Source organism: Planococcus maritimus (genome assembly GCF_001592825.1).
GTDB lineage: Bacteria > Bacillota > Bacilli > Bacillales_A > Planococcaceae > Planococcus > Planococcus maritimus_C.
This window is the reverse complement of record NZ_LTZG01000001.1, coordinates 31,798-47,567: the sequence shown is the minus strand read 5'-3', so window position 1 is coordinate 47,567 and position 15,770 is coordinate 31,798. Positions and strand designations below refer to the sequence as shown.

15 protein-coding genes and 1 pseudogene are annotated in these 15,770 nt (G+C 46.4%); 4 read left to right on the top strand and 12 right to left on the bottom strand.

Annotation, left to right across the window (positions count from 1 at the left end; translation table 11 throughout):
- Nucleotides 1-94: 94 nt before the first annotated feature.
- The 6 genes from AY633_RS00245 to AY633_RS00220 all read right to left on the bottom strand — a co-directional run bounded on the left by AY633_RS00245 (nucleotide 95) and on the right by AY633_RS00220 (nucleotide 6,727).
- The gene (locus AY633_RS00245; RefSeq protein ID WP_068485482.1) at nucleotides 95-1,162 is read right to left on the bottom strand and encodes an ABC transporter ATP-binding protein; all 1,068 of its coding nucleotides are present in this window, start codon (nucleotides 1,160-1,162) and stop codon (nucleotides 95-97) included.
- Nucleotides 1,159-1,983: an ABC transporter permease gene (locus tag AY633_RS00240; protein WP_068485480.1), complete on the bottom strand. Its 825-nt coding sequence runs from the start codon at nucleotides 1,981-1,983 to the stop codon at nucleotides 1,159-1,161. Before AY633_RS00240 ends, AY633_RS00245 begins: the two co-directional genes overlap by 4 nt.
- On the bottom strand, nucleotides 1,983-2,867 hold the full coding sequence (locus AY633_RS00235; RefSeq protein ID WP_068485478.1) for an ABC transporter permease: 885 nt from the start codon (nucleotides 2,865-2,867) through the stop codon (nucleotides 1,983-1,985). Before AY633_RS00235 ends, AY633_RS00240 begins: the two co-directional genes overlap by 1 nt.
- Nucleotides 2,851-4,095 (bottom strand): ABC transporter substrate-binding protein, encoded by a 1,245-nt coding sequence (locus AY633_RS00230; protein WP_068485476.1) that lies wholly within the window; start codon nucleotides 4,093-4,095, stop codon nucleotides 2,851-2,853. The genes AY633_RS00235 and AY633_RS00230 overlap by 17 nt, the downstream gene beginning before the upstream one ends.
- An 89-nt stretch (nucleotides 4,096-4,184) precedes the next feature.
- Nucleotides 4,185-4,847, bottom strand: coding sequence for a TVP38/TMEM64 family protein (locus AY633_RS00225; protein ID WP_068485474.1), 663 nt, complete (start codon nucleotides 4,845-4,847; stop codon nucleotides 4,185-4,187).
- Nucleotides 4,844-6,727 carry an FAD-dependent oxidoreductase gene (locus AY633_RS00220; RefSeq protein WP_068485472.1) on the bottom strand — a complete coding sequence of 628 codons (1,884 nt, stop codon included), beginning with the start codon at nucleotides 6,725-6,727 and terminating at the stop codon, nucleotides 4,844-4,846. The genes AY633_RS00225 and AY633_RS00220 overlap by 4 nt, the downstream gene beginning before the upstream one ends.
- 184 nt (nucleotides 6,728-6,911) lie before the next feature.
- On the opposite strand from AY633_RS00220, the gene AY633_RS00215 reads away from it, so the two are divergent.
- The 4 genes from AY633_RS00215 to AY633_RS00200 all read left to right on the top strand — a co-directional run bounded on the left by AY633_RS00215 (nucleotide 6,912) and on the right by AY633_RS00200 (nucleotide 10,512).
- Nucleotides 6,912-7,493 carry a CDP-alcohol phosphatidyltransferase family protein gene (locus tag AY633_RS00215; protein WP_068485470.1) on the top strand — a complete coding sequence of 194 codons (582 nt, stop codon included), beginning with the start codon at nucleotides 6,912-6,914 and terminating at the stop codon, nucleotides 7,491-7,493.
- A gap of 14 nt (nucleotides 7,494-7,507) precedes the next feature.
- Entirely contained in the window at nucleotides 7,508-8,599 is a 1,092-nt protein-coding gene (locus AY633_RS00210) for an FAD-dependent oxidoreductase (RefSeq protein ID WP_068485467.1), read from the top strand.
- Between the two features lie 505 nt (nucleotides 8,600-9,104).
- On the top strand, nucleotides 9,105-9,803 hold the full coding sequence (locus tag AY633_RS00205; RefSeq protein ID WP_068485465.1) for a DUF2294 domain-containing protein: 699 nt from the start codon (nucleotides 9,105-9,107) through the stop codon (nucleotides 9,801-9,803).
- Between the two features lie 223 nt (nucleotides 9,804-10,026).
- Complete coding sequence (locus AY633_RS00200) at nucleotides 10,027-10,512, top strand: DUF948 domain-containing protein (protein WP_068485463.1); 486 nt, start codon at nucleotides 10,027-10,029, stop codon at nucleotides 10,510-10,512.
- Between the two features lie 71 nt (nucleotides 10,513-10,583).
- Here the strand turns inward: AY633_RS00200 and AY633_RS00195 are convergent, their stop codons facing one another.
- From AY633_RS00195 to AY633_RS00170, 6 genes and pseudogenes are all read right to left on the bottom strand, one after another.
- Complete coding sequence (locus tag AY633_RS00195; protein ID WP_260804385.1) at nucleotides 10,584-12,389, bottom strand: beta/alpha barrel domain-containing protein; 1,806 nt, start codon at nucleotides 12,387-12,389, stop codon at nucleotides 10,584-10,586.
- Nucleotides 12,390-12,493: 104 nt separating this feature from the next.
- Complete coding sequence (locus AY633_RS00190; RefSeq protein ID WP_068485459.1) at nucleotides 12,494-12,859, bottom strand: cupin domain-containing protein; 366 nt, start codon at nucleotides 12,857-12,859, stop codon at nucleotides 12,494-12,496.
- Nucleotides 12,860-12,877: 18 nt separating this feature from the next.
- On the bottom strand, nucleotides 12,878-13,342 hold the full coding sequence (locus AY633_RS00185; RefSeq protein WP_068485457.1) for a VOC family protein: 465 nt from the start codon (nucleotides 13,340-13,342) through the stop codon (nucleotides 12,878-12,880).
- A gap of 58 nt (nucleotides 13,343-13,400) precedes the next feature.
- A complete protein-coding gene (locus tag AY633_RS00180) occupies nucleotides 13,401-13,841 on the bottom strand; it encodes a hypothetical protein (protein WP_068485456.1) in 441 nt (146 codons plus the stop codon).
- A pseudogene (locus tag AY633_RS00175) lies at nucleotides 13,838-14,719 on the bottom strand (phosphotransferase family protein). Before AY633_RS00175 ends, AY633_RS00180 begins: the two are co-directional and overlap by 4 nt.
- 74 nt (nucleotides 14,720-14,793) lie before the next feature.
- Complete coding sequence (locus AY633_RS00170; protein ID WP_068485454.1) at nucleotides 14,794-15,351, bottom strand: P-loop NTPase family protein; 558 nt, start codon at nucleotides 15,349-15,351, stop codon at nucleotides 14,794-14,796.
- Between the last annotated feature and the right edge of the window lie 419 nt (nucleotides 15,352-15,770).

Sequence of the window (15,770 nt, the reverse complement as noted above, 5' to 3'; positions counted from 1 at the left end):
CCGTTACAATGGTCTTAGCCGTAAGCTTGTGCTGGATAGACCAACGAAAACCCCCTTGCCAATCATTTGGCAAGGGGGGGTTCAAGTAGATGCGCTATTCTTTTAAAAACCAAACTTCTTTCATGTCCACTAGCAAATCGATCGATTCCCCGACCGCCGTTTGTTCGGCTTGAAAAGGAGTGAGCACACATTCCAACACCTGGGTTTCCGCTATGACCTTCAAATTGTACGAACCGCTGACATACTTCATTTCTTGGACGATTCCACGGATCGAAACATGGCCGGATTGGTCTGCTGCCGCTGCTTTAATCGATTCTGGCCTAATGATCATATAATAATCGCCGTCTGCTAGCGGGTGATGTACAGACGCGTCAATTATTTTATCAGAGGAGACAAACCGGCCATTAGTTACTTGGCCGCTCAAGATATTTTTCAAGCCCAGGAAAGAAGCAACCACTGTATTGTGAGGCCGCTCATATAACTGTCTGGCACTGCCGATTTGGCGCAATTGCCCCTCGCCCATGACCGCAATCCGGTCGGATAACGCGAAGGCTTCATCGCGGTCGTGCGTAACGAACAAGACGGTGACGCGAAAATCTTTTTGGATCTGGCTTAACAGCTCGCGCATCTCTTCTCTCAGGCTCGGATCGAGTGCACTGAATGGTTCGTCCATCAGCAAGACTCGTGGATTCGCTACTAAAGCTCTGGCTAAAGCCACACGCTGTTGCTGTCCACCGCTCAGTTCTTCAGGAAAACGTCGGCCAAACCCGCTGAGTCCGACATGATCAAGCATGCTACGCGCTGCGTTAAGACGTTTCTTTTTTCCGACTTTCTGCATTTTCAAGCCAAAAGCAACATTGTCTTCGATGGTTTTATGAGGAAACAGCAGCGACTGTTGGAACACCATAGCAAATTTTCTCGATTCGGGTGGCACATTGCTTAGGTTTTCATTTCCAAACCAAAGCTCCCCGCCATCTGCCTCTAATAAGCCAGCGACCAACTTCAGCAAAGTTGTCTTGCCGCATCCGGAAGGGCCAAGCAGTGAAAAAAATTCGCCTTCGCGGATCGTTAACTGGACCGGACTAAGCAAAAATGATGCCTCGTCCTTTGCTTGGGCTGACCGGTATTTCTTTTCGATATCGATAATGCGCAAATCACTCACGGTTTCACTCCTTTCTCTTGCTGCGGGACTCTAGACATTTGGTAATAGCGTTTCAATGCAGCGTCCATTCCCACTAAGGCCATAATGGCAATGGCGCCATACAGCAATGAGTACGCTGATGCTATGGCAGGGTCGCCTCCGCTGATAAACGGAAACAGCAAGATTGGCAAAGTGACCACTTGGCCGGCACCGATGATAAAGGTGATTAAGTATTGACTCAACGAAATCAAAACACTTAAGCTAGCGCCCGCCAATATACCAGGCAATAAATGGGGCAGCACGACATGGAAAAATCTTGGCATTGCGCCGGCTCCGAGCATGCGCGCCTGGTCTTCCCAATCAACCGATAAGGTTTGGTAACTGACCATGATTGCGCGGAACATATACGGCAAGGTCGGTGCAATATGCGCTAACACAACGCCGAGAACCGTTTCAGTTAAGCCAAACCGTAAAAAGCTTAAATGAATGCCCATCACCGAGATAAAGGGCGGAATGATAATCGGCGCAAAAATAATCGCTTCAAACAGCCATCTGCCGCGAACCGGATAACGCACCAATGCATTGGCAGCCGGAAGCGCTAATAAGAGGTTAACGAACGTGACGATCAAGGCAATCCATAAACTGATGCCGACTGCTTGCCATGTGCGAACGTCATTGACGACATATTCCCATGCGCGGAGGCTCCAACCTTGTGGAAAAACATCCGGCCAGCGCCAGCCGAATGACAGGCTTGAAAGTACCAAGGGAACAAACGGGACGAGAACGAAGATGAACAAACCGATGATCAATAATAATGATAGAAAGCGTGGTTGTTTTTTCATTAGCCCCACCCTTTCAATACGTTCCAGCGCTTGCTAATGTAATACGCTACTAGCCCCAGTAAAATGGTAATAGCAGCAAGGATCATATTGACGGCCAGCGCTTCCGGACGATCAGAAAGGGTGCCGCTCGTGTACAGTTGATACGAATACACAGGCAATACGCTTGGATAGGTGACCCCGAGCAGATATGGCACTTCAAAAGCCGAAAAAGTAAAGACAAAGACGATAAACGTCGCAATTGTCCATGCCGGCATCATGACAGGCACGACCACTTCGCGGATAAATTGCCAAGGGCCTGCACCAAAAACACGCGACACGTCACTCCAAGATCCATGTATCCGTGACAAAACCGGATACAGCATGAGCGCTACAAACGGCGCTTCTTTCCAAGCATAAGTGAGGATAATCCCCCATCCGAACGAATCGTTGACGAGTACTGGAAATTCTGTGATGCCGTCGATCCAGCCAACAGTCGCAAGCAGTCTTGATACAAATCCGCTTTGTGTGAATAACAGCACAACCATATAGCCGGCGACTAGATGCGGAATCGTCAAAGGCAATTGAAACAACCGTTGCCAAGGTCTCGGTATGGCCTTTTTCGTAGAATTGTTTACAAAAAACAATGCCACCGCAAGAAAGGCACCGATGATGGCGGATATTAACGAAGATAATGCTGCAACTCTTAATGTAAGGGCCATCGATTGCCAAAAATCTGAAGAATGAAGAAGTCTATCATAAGCGGTCAAGTTCAAACCAGTCTCTCCGATCGCCGGAAAGTAACCGAAGCTTTTCAGCAATCCATCAAAAATCCCCCCGAAAAACAGGAGGATGATGGTAAAGGATGCCGGCAGCAGCAAAAGATAGGGCTTACTCTTTTGCCACATATTCCGTCCACCCTTCTTCTATGATATCAATATAATCCGATGACAATTCGGGCAAGCGATTTTGCTCCAATTCTTCAATGGACAGCGTCGCTTCGCCGAGGTCTACCTCGTTCATCGCTTGTTGTTGTTCAGGAGATAATTTCTCCAAATCAAGCGCCGTCAAGTCGCCCCAGTTCTCAGGCGACAATTTAGCGGTTTGGGCGGCTGGTGACATCAATTCATTGATGGCGACAAGCGCTCCCGCTTTGTCGGATGCATTGAACGGAATAGACAAAAAATGCGTATTTGCGAGTGTGCCTTCATCCAACACATAGGTGCGGGTCGATTCTGGAAAACGCCCTTTCAACACTTCACTCGCTGCAAGTGCCGGATCGTAGCTCATCGTCATGGCGATTTCACCGCTCGCATACAATTGGTCTTGTTTTGCCAAGCTTTCCGGATAGGTTTCGCCTTCACGCCATAAATACGGCTCAATGCTGTTCAAGTATTGCCACATTGGCTCCAAGCGTTCCTCCAAATTTCCGATGTCTGCTGCGGGTTGCTGATATTGCTCGTGCCCACCGGTTGTTTCATATAACACCTGTCGGATAAAAGCGCTTCCCGTAAAATCAGGCGGTGCGGGGTAAGTGAACTGTCCTGGGTTTTGTTTGACCCAATCACCAAGTTCACTCATTGACTTGGGCGGATCTTCGTGTTGGTTCTCATCATGCACCAAAACAAACTGTGCCTTGCCCCACGGCGCTTCTAAGCCTTCCACAGGTTCTCCAAAATCCTCCGAGACTTCCGGTGCATCCGCATCGACATAATCATTGAAATTCGGCAATTGCCCGGTGAAATCTCCCCACAACAAATCGTTGTCTTTTGCGGCTTTAAAGTTTTCCCCGTTGATCCAAATAATGTCCATACTGCCTTCGGTCTTCCCGGCTATTTTTTCATCGAGCAATTGATTGATGATGTCCTGCGCATCGTTCATCGGGACCCGATTGAGCTCAATGCCATAGTCTTGTTTTATGCGCGGGGCGACCCACTCATCTAGATAATTGTTGATGTTGTCGCTCCCGCCCCACATGTACATATTGACTTCTTGGCCTTGCGCTGTGTCTTGAATGGCATCCCAGTCAGCTGTCAATAAACTGTCTGCATTTGTTGCATTACCGGCATCTTCAGAAGAACAAGCAGATAAGATGATGCCAAGCGTACCCAATGCCGCTAATGGATATGTCTTCATTACTCCCACTTCCTAATTCCTTTTAATATTGCTCATGTTGGTTTAAATTTAGCGCAGCCCTCTGAATCCTAGCCATTCATCCTGGCTGTTCACTTGATTGTTCTAGAGTTGCGGCCATTCTTTTTGGCCCAACGGTTGCGGATCAAAATCGGAACAACCGTTAAGACAATAAAAACTGCGACAGCTGCTGCAATAATTTGGGGGTTGCCGCTGACGAAGCTGCTGCCGAGAAAGTTATAAGCAAAGGTTCCCGGTATGATGCCGATCAAGGTGGCCAAAGCGAACGGCACAAAACGAACTTTGGCGATAGCTGCTAGATAGCTGACCAAGTCAAAATTAATGACCGGAATCAACCGGAACAATAAGACATACAAAAAGCCATTCTGCTCCATCTGCGTTTGTATCTTCGCCGCATTCCCTGTCCATTGCTTCTTGACCAAGCTCTTTCCCACTGTCTTAGCGACAATAAAAGACAAGGCTGCGCCCAAAGTCGCCCCAATGATGGTGTAAAGCGTACCCATCCAAGCCCCGAAGGCCAATCCGCCAGCGATTGACAACACCGAGGCTGGAAAGAAAATCAGCGGCCTGATGGTATAGGCAATGATGTAGACGAGCGGCGACCATAGCCCGAACGACAAAATCCAATTGCGGAGGTCCTCTGCGTTTACGTCGAAGACTGAGCGGCTGAGCCAAATAACAAGGGCAACCGCCAAAACCGCTAAAGACCATTTGATGATGCGTTTAGTATTCATGAATTGCGCGTGTGAGTCGAAATGCTTGAATAGCGTTTTCTCATCTCTTCATAACGCTTGCGGTTGACCCCTTGATCTGAATATCCGACACGCGAGGCGGAGCGGAATTCGATTTGCTGTGCTGCATCGTTAAAGTAGAACTCGATATCATCTTTGAATCTCATCAGTTTGCTCGTTTCGACTGCATAAATATAATTATGGCTTACTTGCACAATCCGAATGCCTTCATACCCTTTCAACATGCCGAGCACGTTTTTCTTCGCTTGTTCTTTGCTGCCGTTATACGGCCAAGCTGGAACGAATTTCCCTTTTACAGTCGTTTGCGACGATACAGCATTCGGCGTAGACGGCATTTCTTTTAAGCGCCCATTCTTCACGCCAAGCTGTGGCTTGCTATTATTTTGAACCGCCATATTGGCGATTCCTACCCCTGCTGCAGCCGCCGCTCCGTATAAGCCGATTTTTCCGACAGGCAGTTCTCCAGCTTTCGCTTTATTGAACGTTTTGACGACCGGTTGATTGAGCAAGTTATCGACATAGACTTTTTTGCCGATCTTCACTAATACTTCGCTATAAGTCGGATATGGATGGATAACACTTGATAGTTTGCCCATATTGATGCCGAGTGTTTTAAGGGTTTGGATCTGGCTGATGATTTCGCCGGCGCGGTCGCCCAAAATGCTGGCCCCGAGAATATAGCCTTTTTTATCCAAGACGATTTTGACTTTTCCGATAGAGTCTTTCTTAGTGTTGGCACGGTCGATATCGGCATAATCGTGTTCGTAGACGCGGATAGAATCTCCATGTTTCTCGCGTGCTTGCGCTTCGGTTAAGCCAGATTGGCCGAGTTCCGGATCCGTGTAGGTACACCAAGTCACGTGATCGTATTTCATTTTTCGATTGATCGGCAAAATGGCATTTTGCGTCGCTGTAATGCCTTGGGCGTTGGCCATGTGTGATAATTGATAAGGGCCGACCACATCTCCAATCGCGTAGATGCCTTTTGCAGTCGTTTCCATATGCTCGTCTACTTGGATGCGTTTCTTGTCGTACTCAACTCCGGCAGTTTCCAAATTATAGCCGGTGACGTTTGCCTGGCGTCCGAGTGCAACAAGCAGCCCCTCGTTCGACACCGTCATTTCTTGATCGTCTTTTTCAACTGTCAGTTTAATTTGGCTGCCTTGTTGGGAAGCTTTGACCGCTGTCGCGCCAGTATGGATCGTGACGCCTTCTTGTTTGAGTCTCTCTTGAATCATCAATGCAAGCTCTTCATCGTCGTTAGACAAGATACGGTCCGCCTTTTCCACCAGCGTCACTTGAATGCCGAGACGGTTAAGCGCTTGGCTCAATTCGACGCCAATTGGCCCAGCGCCGAGAATGGTCATCGTTTTCGGGAAGGATTCCAATTTGAAGATCGTTTCATTAGTCAGGTAATCCACATCACTCAAGCCCTCGATTGGCGGTACCAATGGAGTGGATCCCGTAGAGAGAATGATTTTTTTCGCTTCAATCGTTTCCCCGCCTACCTGCAATGTGTTAGGCCCAGTGAAAGTGGCATAGGCGTTCATAAAGTCGATGCCGGACTGCTCCAACACTTCCGGTGATTCCCCAGCATAAACTTTTTGGATAACGTTCTGAATATCTTTCAATACTTCCGAAGTATCGATCTTCAATTCCGGTGAATATTTTTTGGCGTGATGAACTTCCTTCGCGATATTAATAAGCGATTTACTTGGGATGCAGCCAGACCATGTACATTCCCCGCCTGGCAGATTTTTGTCGATCAGAACCGTTTTTTTCGAAAATCCTGCAGCTGTAAAAGCGGCTGTCAGGCCTGCCGCTCCTGCTCCAATTATTGCGATATCATATTTCTTGGTCATATTCGTCAAATCCTTTCTGAGTCGTGGATTAAATATATCTTAACAAAGCCTTCTGTATACTTACCCTTATTTGCACTTGAATAGTCTGTTTTTATTAAATCTACTTAGCCGAAAGAGCTCTGAATGGGGGAAATCACGGTTTTGCTTTATACTGAAATTATCTTTTTAGAAAAAGGTGATGGTTATGCTCGATACATACGCAAGAAAACATGTCCAACCTGCAGTCGACAAGACTGCCGATTACCTGTTGAAAAAAGGCTGGACCGCTAATGGCGTAACCAAGACCGCTTTTGCTATCGGCTTGTCTTCCGGCCTGTTCATTTATCTAGGGCATCCGATGTTAGCGCTTGTTGTGCTTTGGCTTTCTGGATTTTTAGATGTCGTCGACGGGACGATGGCCAGGAAAACGAAACCTTCTCCGTGGGGGACGCTGTTAGATATCAGTTTCGACCGGCTAGTGGAAATTAGCGTCATTCTTGGCTTGGCTTTCCGTTTTCCGGATTCGATGTGGGCACTGTTATTATTAAGCGCATCCATCATTGTCGCCATGACCATTTTCTTGACTGTCGGGGCATTATCTGAAAAACAAGGAGTGAAATCGTTCTATTATCAAGCTGGGCTTGCAGAACGTACTGAAGGGTTTATCCTATTTACGTTGATGATTGCCTTGCCTTCTTATCTATCGGTGATCACTTTATTGTTTGTCGCCGTGCAAATTTTCACCATCGTTCAACGCATGGCTGAAGCTAAACGGATTTTGTCTTAGATTGGAGTGTTGACATGAAGATCGTCGTATTGGTTGGAGGCGGCCATGCGCATTTGCATGGCCTCAAACAATTCGCAGAAAATCCGCGTGAAGATGTGCAATTGGTACTCATCTCTCCTGCGACTTATCAGTATTATTCAGGAATGTTTTCAGGATTCACAGAGGGTGTTTACGGCTTGGATGAAATCCGCATCGACTTGAAACGATTGGCTGAAAAAATCGGTGTGGCTTTTTATCAAGACACCATTTGCGCCATCGACCCGGTTTCCCGCACACTGACCGGTTTACACGGTCAGAGCTATCCTTATGATGTGGTGTCTTTCGACATCGGCTCCCAGACAGATAGCCCGGAAGCGCTGCGAAAATATATCTCACCGATTAAGCCCAATTACCATTTCCCGAAACAATTGCTAACATTCCGGGAATCCGCCAAGCCCGTCATCGTCGGAGGCGGCGCATCAGGGGTTGAACTAGCCTTGTCCACTCACGCCTGGCGAAAACAGCAGTACTTGCCGCTCAATGGATCGCTATTCAGTTCAGGCCCATTGCTATCTGCACAAGGAGCGGTGGCTTCCCAAAAAATTGAGGCGATTGCCCGCAAAAAAAATCTGCCCTTTTTCACCGATGTACAAATAAAAGACATTGATGAAACTTCTATCACCGCAAGCAATGGCACAACTTATCCTCAAACAGCTGTCCTTTGGCTGACAGGCCCGAAAAGCCCTGACTTTTTCGAGCGTTCGGGCATGCCTGTCGATCGTTCGGGATTTTTGGCTGTAAACGAGTCGCTTCAATCACTCCGCTTCCCCGAAGTCTTCGGCGCCGGTGATTGCGTCTCAATCAATCGGTACCCAAATCTCGAGAAAAATGGCGTCTATGCAGTTCGCCAAGGACCGGTATTGTGGAACAACTTAATGGATTTTCTTGATGGACGAGCCTTATCCCGCTTCGTCCCACAGTCAAAATACGTGTCGATTCTTTCTACTGGAGGCGGCGAAGCTTTTTTAACTTATGGGCGTTGGGCTTTACACGGCAAAGTTCCGTGGAAAATCAAGCAGTATATTGATCAGAAGTTCATGAAGGCTTATCAAGCGATCTATCAGTAATGTGAGCTCTTTTTCCATTTATGACACAAGCCATGTGCCCATCATCTTTGCTCTAAGTCCAGAGCATATGCGACCGTTGCCCAAAAGCGTCTTGAATTTTTTTCCCTTTCTCGCTATAATTCTTATTACAGGAAATGCATCACATCCCGTAAACATTGAGCGGGATCCATGAAAAGCAGTTAATTGGAAATAAAAACGCAGCATCGGCTGCCATATTGAAATTGCGCAGAGTATATACCTGACAATAGAGCTGGGAATAACGCCAAAGAGAATGAATCATTCTTTTTGGCGTCTTTTTTTATTTCATTAGCTCTCCTGGGTCAATTGACAATCCCTACAGGAAGCATATTCAGCCAATTCATTAATGGGCGCTACTGCGTTTGAAATCAAACAAGCTTTAAACGAGTCGTAACACGAGTGACAAGTATTAACAAATGCTTGCCAAAAGCGATCGAAAAAGCAAAGTACTAGCCGGCTGCTATATGCCGGGAAGGAGACAGTTACTATGCAGGAAGCACGACCTATCCAATCAGAAGTTTCGGGTTATATCTCAAACCTACTCCGCCAGCATTTTGGAAAAGGGCCCGCTTCTGTTTACGTTACAATCAAAAGGCCTTATATTACCATTCATTTCCGTGGATTCGTCAGTCCTATGGAGCAGATTCTTCTGGATCAAGAAGAAGACATACGAGTTCTAGAGACAAGAAACTTTATGTTCAATGCGCTGAAAACGGAAATTTTACAGGAACTCCTGAACATAACCCAGCTGAATTTCACTGAATTATACGTGGACTGGAACTTGTCGCTAAAGAGCGGCATGTTTATCGGGGTTATGAACGAAGAGCTTGCATGGGATTCGTTTGAGTGGCCGGAAGATACGCAGCGCGACGTTTTTCATAAACAAATAGAACGAGTGAACGAGAAAGCTGCACGCATTCCCGATAAAATCGACACGCTCTGGATGAGCAACCGGACATTGCTGCTAAAGCGCAGCGGGGTGTTGGTAGGCATTGAAAAAGCATTGATAGAGGATGGATTTGTCGATATGTTGAAATTGACGAAACGTCCGCTGGAGCACAAGCTGCTGAAAGCCGCTCCGTTACACCATGTGCTGCAAAGGAACGTAGACGAAATTTTCATGGATTGGAATTTCAGCCAGGATGTCGGATATATCGCCTTTATTTTGGCCGCCGAAACTCGCTAACGGAAAGCTGGTTACCGTAAAACGGCCATTGCCACGCGGATGACGCTGCGAACACAAGTCGCTCAGGACTAGTACGCACAACCTCGTTCTGTATGTTGCATCAAGATTTTTTCTATTTACTTAGCCAAATCCATCAAGTTTACCCAGCCTCTTTAAGTTTTGTGTTAAAAACTGCCCCAAACGGGTATGGCTTATTACATGACCGAAAAAGGAGGAAGTTTGAATGGATCCGATAATATGGCTTTACATAGCAATTGGAATCGTCGTACTAGGCCTGATCGTAGCCATTGCAGGTGTCTTCATGCTCCTATCTGGCATCAAAGAGCCAATGAAGGAAATGAAAGGTTCGGCCAATAACTTGAAAGGCCGCGTGGATAAGTTAATGCTCGAGACGACTCATTTACAGCATACGACAACTGAATTGCAAGAAGACATCCAGCAAAAATCAGAGAAAGTAGCCGTCTTGGTCGATGGAGCGAAAGGTACAATCAATTCGATCATCGATTTGAATTCGGTTGTCCGCAGTATTACCTCCGGCATTGCAAGAAAAGTCGAAGATGACCCTGCCAACCGCGCCCAAGTCAGCCAATACAGCAATAACGCTGCTGGCTTGATGAAGTACTTAGATAACCAAAAAGACCAAAATCAGCCGAATGCCACATACAACCCAGAACCTGATGCACCTAAGCAAGTATCAAAAAACTATTAATCAAAAACAGCCCTTGAGGCTGTTTTTTCATGCGAAAAAACTTGCCGGTGCGTTCGCCGGCAAGTTGCTTATTACATGAAAAAGAATTTTTTGGACAACCACAAGCCGCTTACAAACAATACTAAGGCCACATAAGCCGGCAGGATATGAATAAAGTTCGTATACCCAATTACGTAATGAATGAGAATCGCTGCACCGAACGCCGGCGAACCGCCCAATAAAAAGGTATACAATACCCAGCGCTGCCCTTCTTGAAATCCCCAAAGCGCGAGCATCAAAACGAGGAGGCCGACGCTGATCAAGGCACTGCCAAGACCCGCTCGATCGTGCGCAATCACCGGAATGAGCCGTTCGTTAATTGCAGATATTTGTTCAGGATTCATGCAAATATAGGCGATATCGGTTTGGACAAAGACGCCGCTCACGCCGATTGCCGAAATGATAAACCCTGCCGCTGCGAGTGCAGAACCAAGTACAACAAACGCCAACTGTCCCAAAAGACTGCGTTTCCAAGCTGGATGATTCTTGCGGTTGCGAGAAGATGAATGTTCGCTGTAATCTTTGGATACTAGATAGCCTTTCCAAAAGAATGGCAAGAGAACTAACCAAAGAATGCCGTGAAGCCAGTCGAAGTAACCGAATCCGATGAATAGCAAAATGCCAAGAAATCCGAGTACACCGGCGATGTGAATGGCGCGTTTTGCCCATTCCAAACCATGACGGACGCCGTATCTTGTCAATTGCATATACAAAATACCGCCAGACACCATCGTGCCGGCAACGGTCATGCGGTCATGCTGCATAAAATAATAGATATTCGGATTGATCGCCATGAGTTCTTCGCGTGATAAATTCAAAAATGCTTCATCATACGGCATTAGGACGATCGTCATGCTGACAAGCATAGCTGCTGCCCCGCCGAGAAACATGAAAAGCCCGAATAACCAATGCCACATCCATCCATCGTATACAGGGGGCGATGCGGTTCGCTGATTCAGTAAACCTTCATTGATTCGCTTGGGCAGCCCGGGACCGGTCCGCACATAGCCGCCTGTTAGCATCACCAAATCCGCACCTGCCTCGTACAAGTCCAAAGCATCTTTCGGTTCTGCAATCCCGCCAGAGACAAGGATCGGCACCTTGCTATGCCGTCGGATGGAAGTCAGTTTTTCAATCAACTGCCCTGACTGATCAAGCGGATATTCCATGCCTTGCCCTGTGTCTACGCCCTGTTCATCGAGGACAATTCCATCTATGTATGCTTCTTGAGACGCCACAAAAGCTGGCGAATCGATGCCACCGGCCGAACCGGCAAATAAGATCGGTTTGCCGTTGACCGCTTCTTTCAAAGTCTTCCATTGTTTAATGCCATACAGCTCTTCAACAATAAATGCTTGTCCAAAGGCCGATAAGGTTTTCAATAGGGACAAGGTTTGTTCGAAAGTATCGTTTCTGCCGATGCGGATAAAAATCGGCTTGTCGAAAGACTCGAGCTTCGACAACTTCTCGATCGTTCGCTTTATGCCGGGTGACTCTAACCGATACGGATAAACCATAGCGTCTTTGGAATCGGTGAACCTTGGCGTGCCCATCTCTACCGGATCCCAGGACACCGGCCCGACTTCGATAAAGCCCATCCCTAAATGGCCGAAAGCTTTCGTTCCAGAAAGCAAGGGGTCGATTTTCCCACTCAAGCCGACGGGGTTAGCAATTGTTAAACCGAAAATTTTTGTTTCGAGTTGCTTGGCAGGAGCCGTATGCCCCAAGTATTCGATTAATTTGCTTCCGCCTGGAATCGAAGCAATCCGGTGCATCCCGTTATGGATAAACTCTCTCCCGGTTTTTGCCGGCAACTTTGAAAGCGCGGGTTCAAACATCGTATGATAAGTCCAATCCGGCAAAAAATCACGTCCTAAAACAAAGTATATTACAATTTTACCTCATTTTAAGAAGCGGCAGGTTAAATTTAATGAAAAAGCCATTAGATCCACACATCATTTTCTGCTGTCTGTTCACTTGTCGCATCGCCTGTATTAACAACGCCTTTAGGTTCTACCAATAAGATACTCGCCTGCGTTTCGGCATAGGGCTTATGCTCCGTATTTTTAGGAACCACAAACATGTCCCCTGCTTTCAACGCCACTTCCCCGTTTCGGAACTCAATGATCAAAGCTCCTTCCAGTACAATGAACACTTCATCGGTGTCTTCATGCTTATGCCAAACAAAATCACCCTGCACTTTTACGGTCTTGAATTGGTAATCGTTCATTTCTGCAATGACCTTAGGCGACCATAAATCGTCGAATTTCGATAGTTTTTCATTGAAATTGATTGGTTTGAAATGCATTGAATTCGCTCCTTTTCATTACTTTTCCACGTGCATACGATCCCAGGCTTCCAAAGACATCATGTCGAATTCGTCTTCGACTGATAGCTGCAGCGGCGCAATAAATTCAAGCGAATTGCCATCCGGGTCATGGAAATAAATGGATGCGTGTGCATACGGATGATTTGGCAAGACAAGCGGCTGTTCTTCCGGTGAAAAACCGAAAGCTGTTCGTACTTCGATTCCTCTTTTGGCCAACCAGTTCTTAGCGTTGCGTATTGCTTCTCTATCCACATGAAAAGCGATATGGCGCAGTGAAGGATGATAAGGCGTTTCCGCTTTCTCCGATTCCCATAGGCCTATCCAGCTTTGCCCTTTGACAATCCAAAAGAAAGCAAGCTTAGGTGTCTCATAAGCGAGTTCCAATTCCAAACTAGTATAGAATTCAATGGAACGTTTTAAATCCCGAACCGGTAAATGAGCTTCGTAGAGACCTTTAATCATTGATCTGCCTCCTTTACATAGATAGTTTTCAACTTTTCTTTTGGCTACTTCCCTCTGCTTATTGCACTTCTTCAGCCGTCTTTCCATCTAACGAATGTACCGTGCCGACAAGCACTTCACTAGAAAACACAGGAAGAGACCAGCCACCGATTACCTGATTTTGATGAAGGTAGACAATGATTCTGGTTTTTTGGCTATTGTAGAGAAGTTCAAGCGGATGCCCTTGAATGATGAATTCCACCGCAGTCAGGGGTTGATCTAAATATTCAGCGGAGTCAAAGGGCTGAACTTGCCAGATTTGCGAATAGCCTGGATCCATTAAGGTTTTTGTATCCAGAAGCAAGGACTCTTCCCCCACTAGGGAAACCAATTCATATCCTTGACTCTCCAAATAAGCTTCCGCCTCCAAAACAGCGTTGCTCTTAGTGGGCACCTCATGACAGGCAGCTAAAAAACTAAGTGTACAAATGATGATGAACAAAAGGATTTTCAACTTCACTTCTCCACCTCCACATCTTGCAGCATCTCTTTCAAAATCTGCAAATTGGCTTCATAGAACGCAAAATTTTTCTCCAAGCCGCGCTTTTGGCTCCAGCCGATACTATTAAAGGCGTCGACGAAACGATAAAAAGGCAAGACAGCTTGCAAGTCGATTATCGGTCGAATGCTGTTATAGCCCTCCTGGTAGGAGTTGGACAAAGCAGGATCCGATTTCAAGAAATCACGGTGAATTTTGGTGAAATCGATTTCCGTTGACCCGAAACGCACACTTTCAAAATCGATCATCCCGGAAACTTGGCCTTCATCCACAATAATATTGGCTGGCCGGAAATCCATATGGACGAAGCTCGGCCCGTCTGGAGTTGGAAGCTCGCCCTTCATTTACTCAAACTTGCGCAAACTGGCCATAAATAACTCCTCATCCAATAGTTCTTTTACATGTTCCGCGAAGCTATAGAACTGCTTTTCGATAAATTCATGCCAATGGGGAAATTCATTTTGTATGGCGCCAGACTCTATCGTGTTTGAAGGTTGAATTTGATGCATCGCTGCTTGCAATGCGCCGATTTGATACGCAACTTCTGGAGAAGCCGTTTCGGACAAAGGGTGTCCTTTCAGTTCGGACAACAAAAAAGCTCCTGGACAGTTATCGTCACCCTCCCAAAAATCGAGCAGTTGTGGAATCGGGACGTGCCCAGCTAACATTTCATAGGCGGCCAGCTCGCGTTCATATTTCACGCGCGTATACGGAATTTTCACAAACACTGTTTCGCCGTTGCGTAAAACGCATTTGTAGACCATTGAACTGAAGGAATCTTCGACTTCATTAACAGTAACGATTTCCAAACGGAATTGCTTCAATACTTGATCCAACACAGGTCTCTCGCCTCGTTTCTAATAAATGTCCTAAGGTCTTCTGGCCAGTTGAACAACTGGCCGGCGATTGTTTTCTATAAGGTAAAGCGATCTTTGATCATATTGGCTACAGTTTCTGCAGCTAGCTGTGTGTTATCGATTCGCAGGTAATTTTGTTCTCGGATTTCATTAGGCCAAGAATTAAACCGGTTCATTTTGTGTGTTTCGATTAAATGGGCTTCGGATTCTGCGATATTGCGTTTTGTTGTTTTATGTGCGAGGCGGTGAGGCGTTCGGTTTCTTAGCAAACGTTCACTCTGTTGTGCTTCTAGTTCCACGAAATAGACTGCTCCACCTGCTTCTTCGAAAATAGAGCGGACATGGCTCACGAATTCCCAATCCTGTGATGACCCGAATGACCACACGAAGGTGAAAATGATGCCCTCTAATTCACTTTTAACGGCCGCTTTAAAAATTTCTTCCCGGATGATAGTGGAGATTCGCCATGTGTCTTCGCTAAAGCCAAAGAAAGGATGCAGCAAGTCGATCGTCATGTGATTGTGAAGTAGTTTTAAGGGCGTGAGCTTAGCCAATTCCTGCCCCACTGTCATTTTGCCGACTGCTTGCGGGCCAAATAATAATACAAGTTTCATAGCGTCTCCAATTGTAGATGCTGGTCACCATTACCTCCTAGCAACCACCTGTACTTGTAAATATTAGTATATCAAAAGCGCATTCAAATCCGCGGCGTTTTCAGAACTTTTCTACAAAAATACAGGTGTGCTCCACAACAAAAAAGAATCGAGCAATTAGAAAACCCGAAGCCACTGAGCTTCGGGTTTTCATAGTGTTGAAGAAGTCTAATAATCCATTACGAATCAGAATGGAGTCATTTTTTCCAGATTCCATAATAAATGACCTTTTTATGTATTTGGAGAAGCGTTCGCTCGACTCCAGTGGATCAGCGAGACGACCGAGACCCCGCAAGGCGCAAAGCGACTGAGGAGGCTTGGACGCGAGCCCACGGAAAGCGAGCGATAAGCTTCGGAAAATACGATTTCTTACCTCTCTC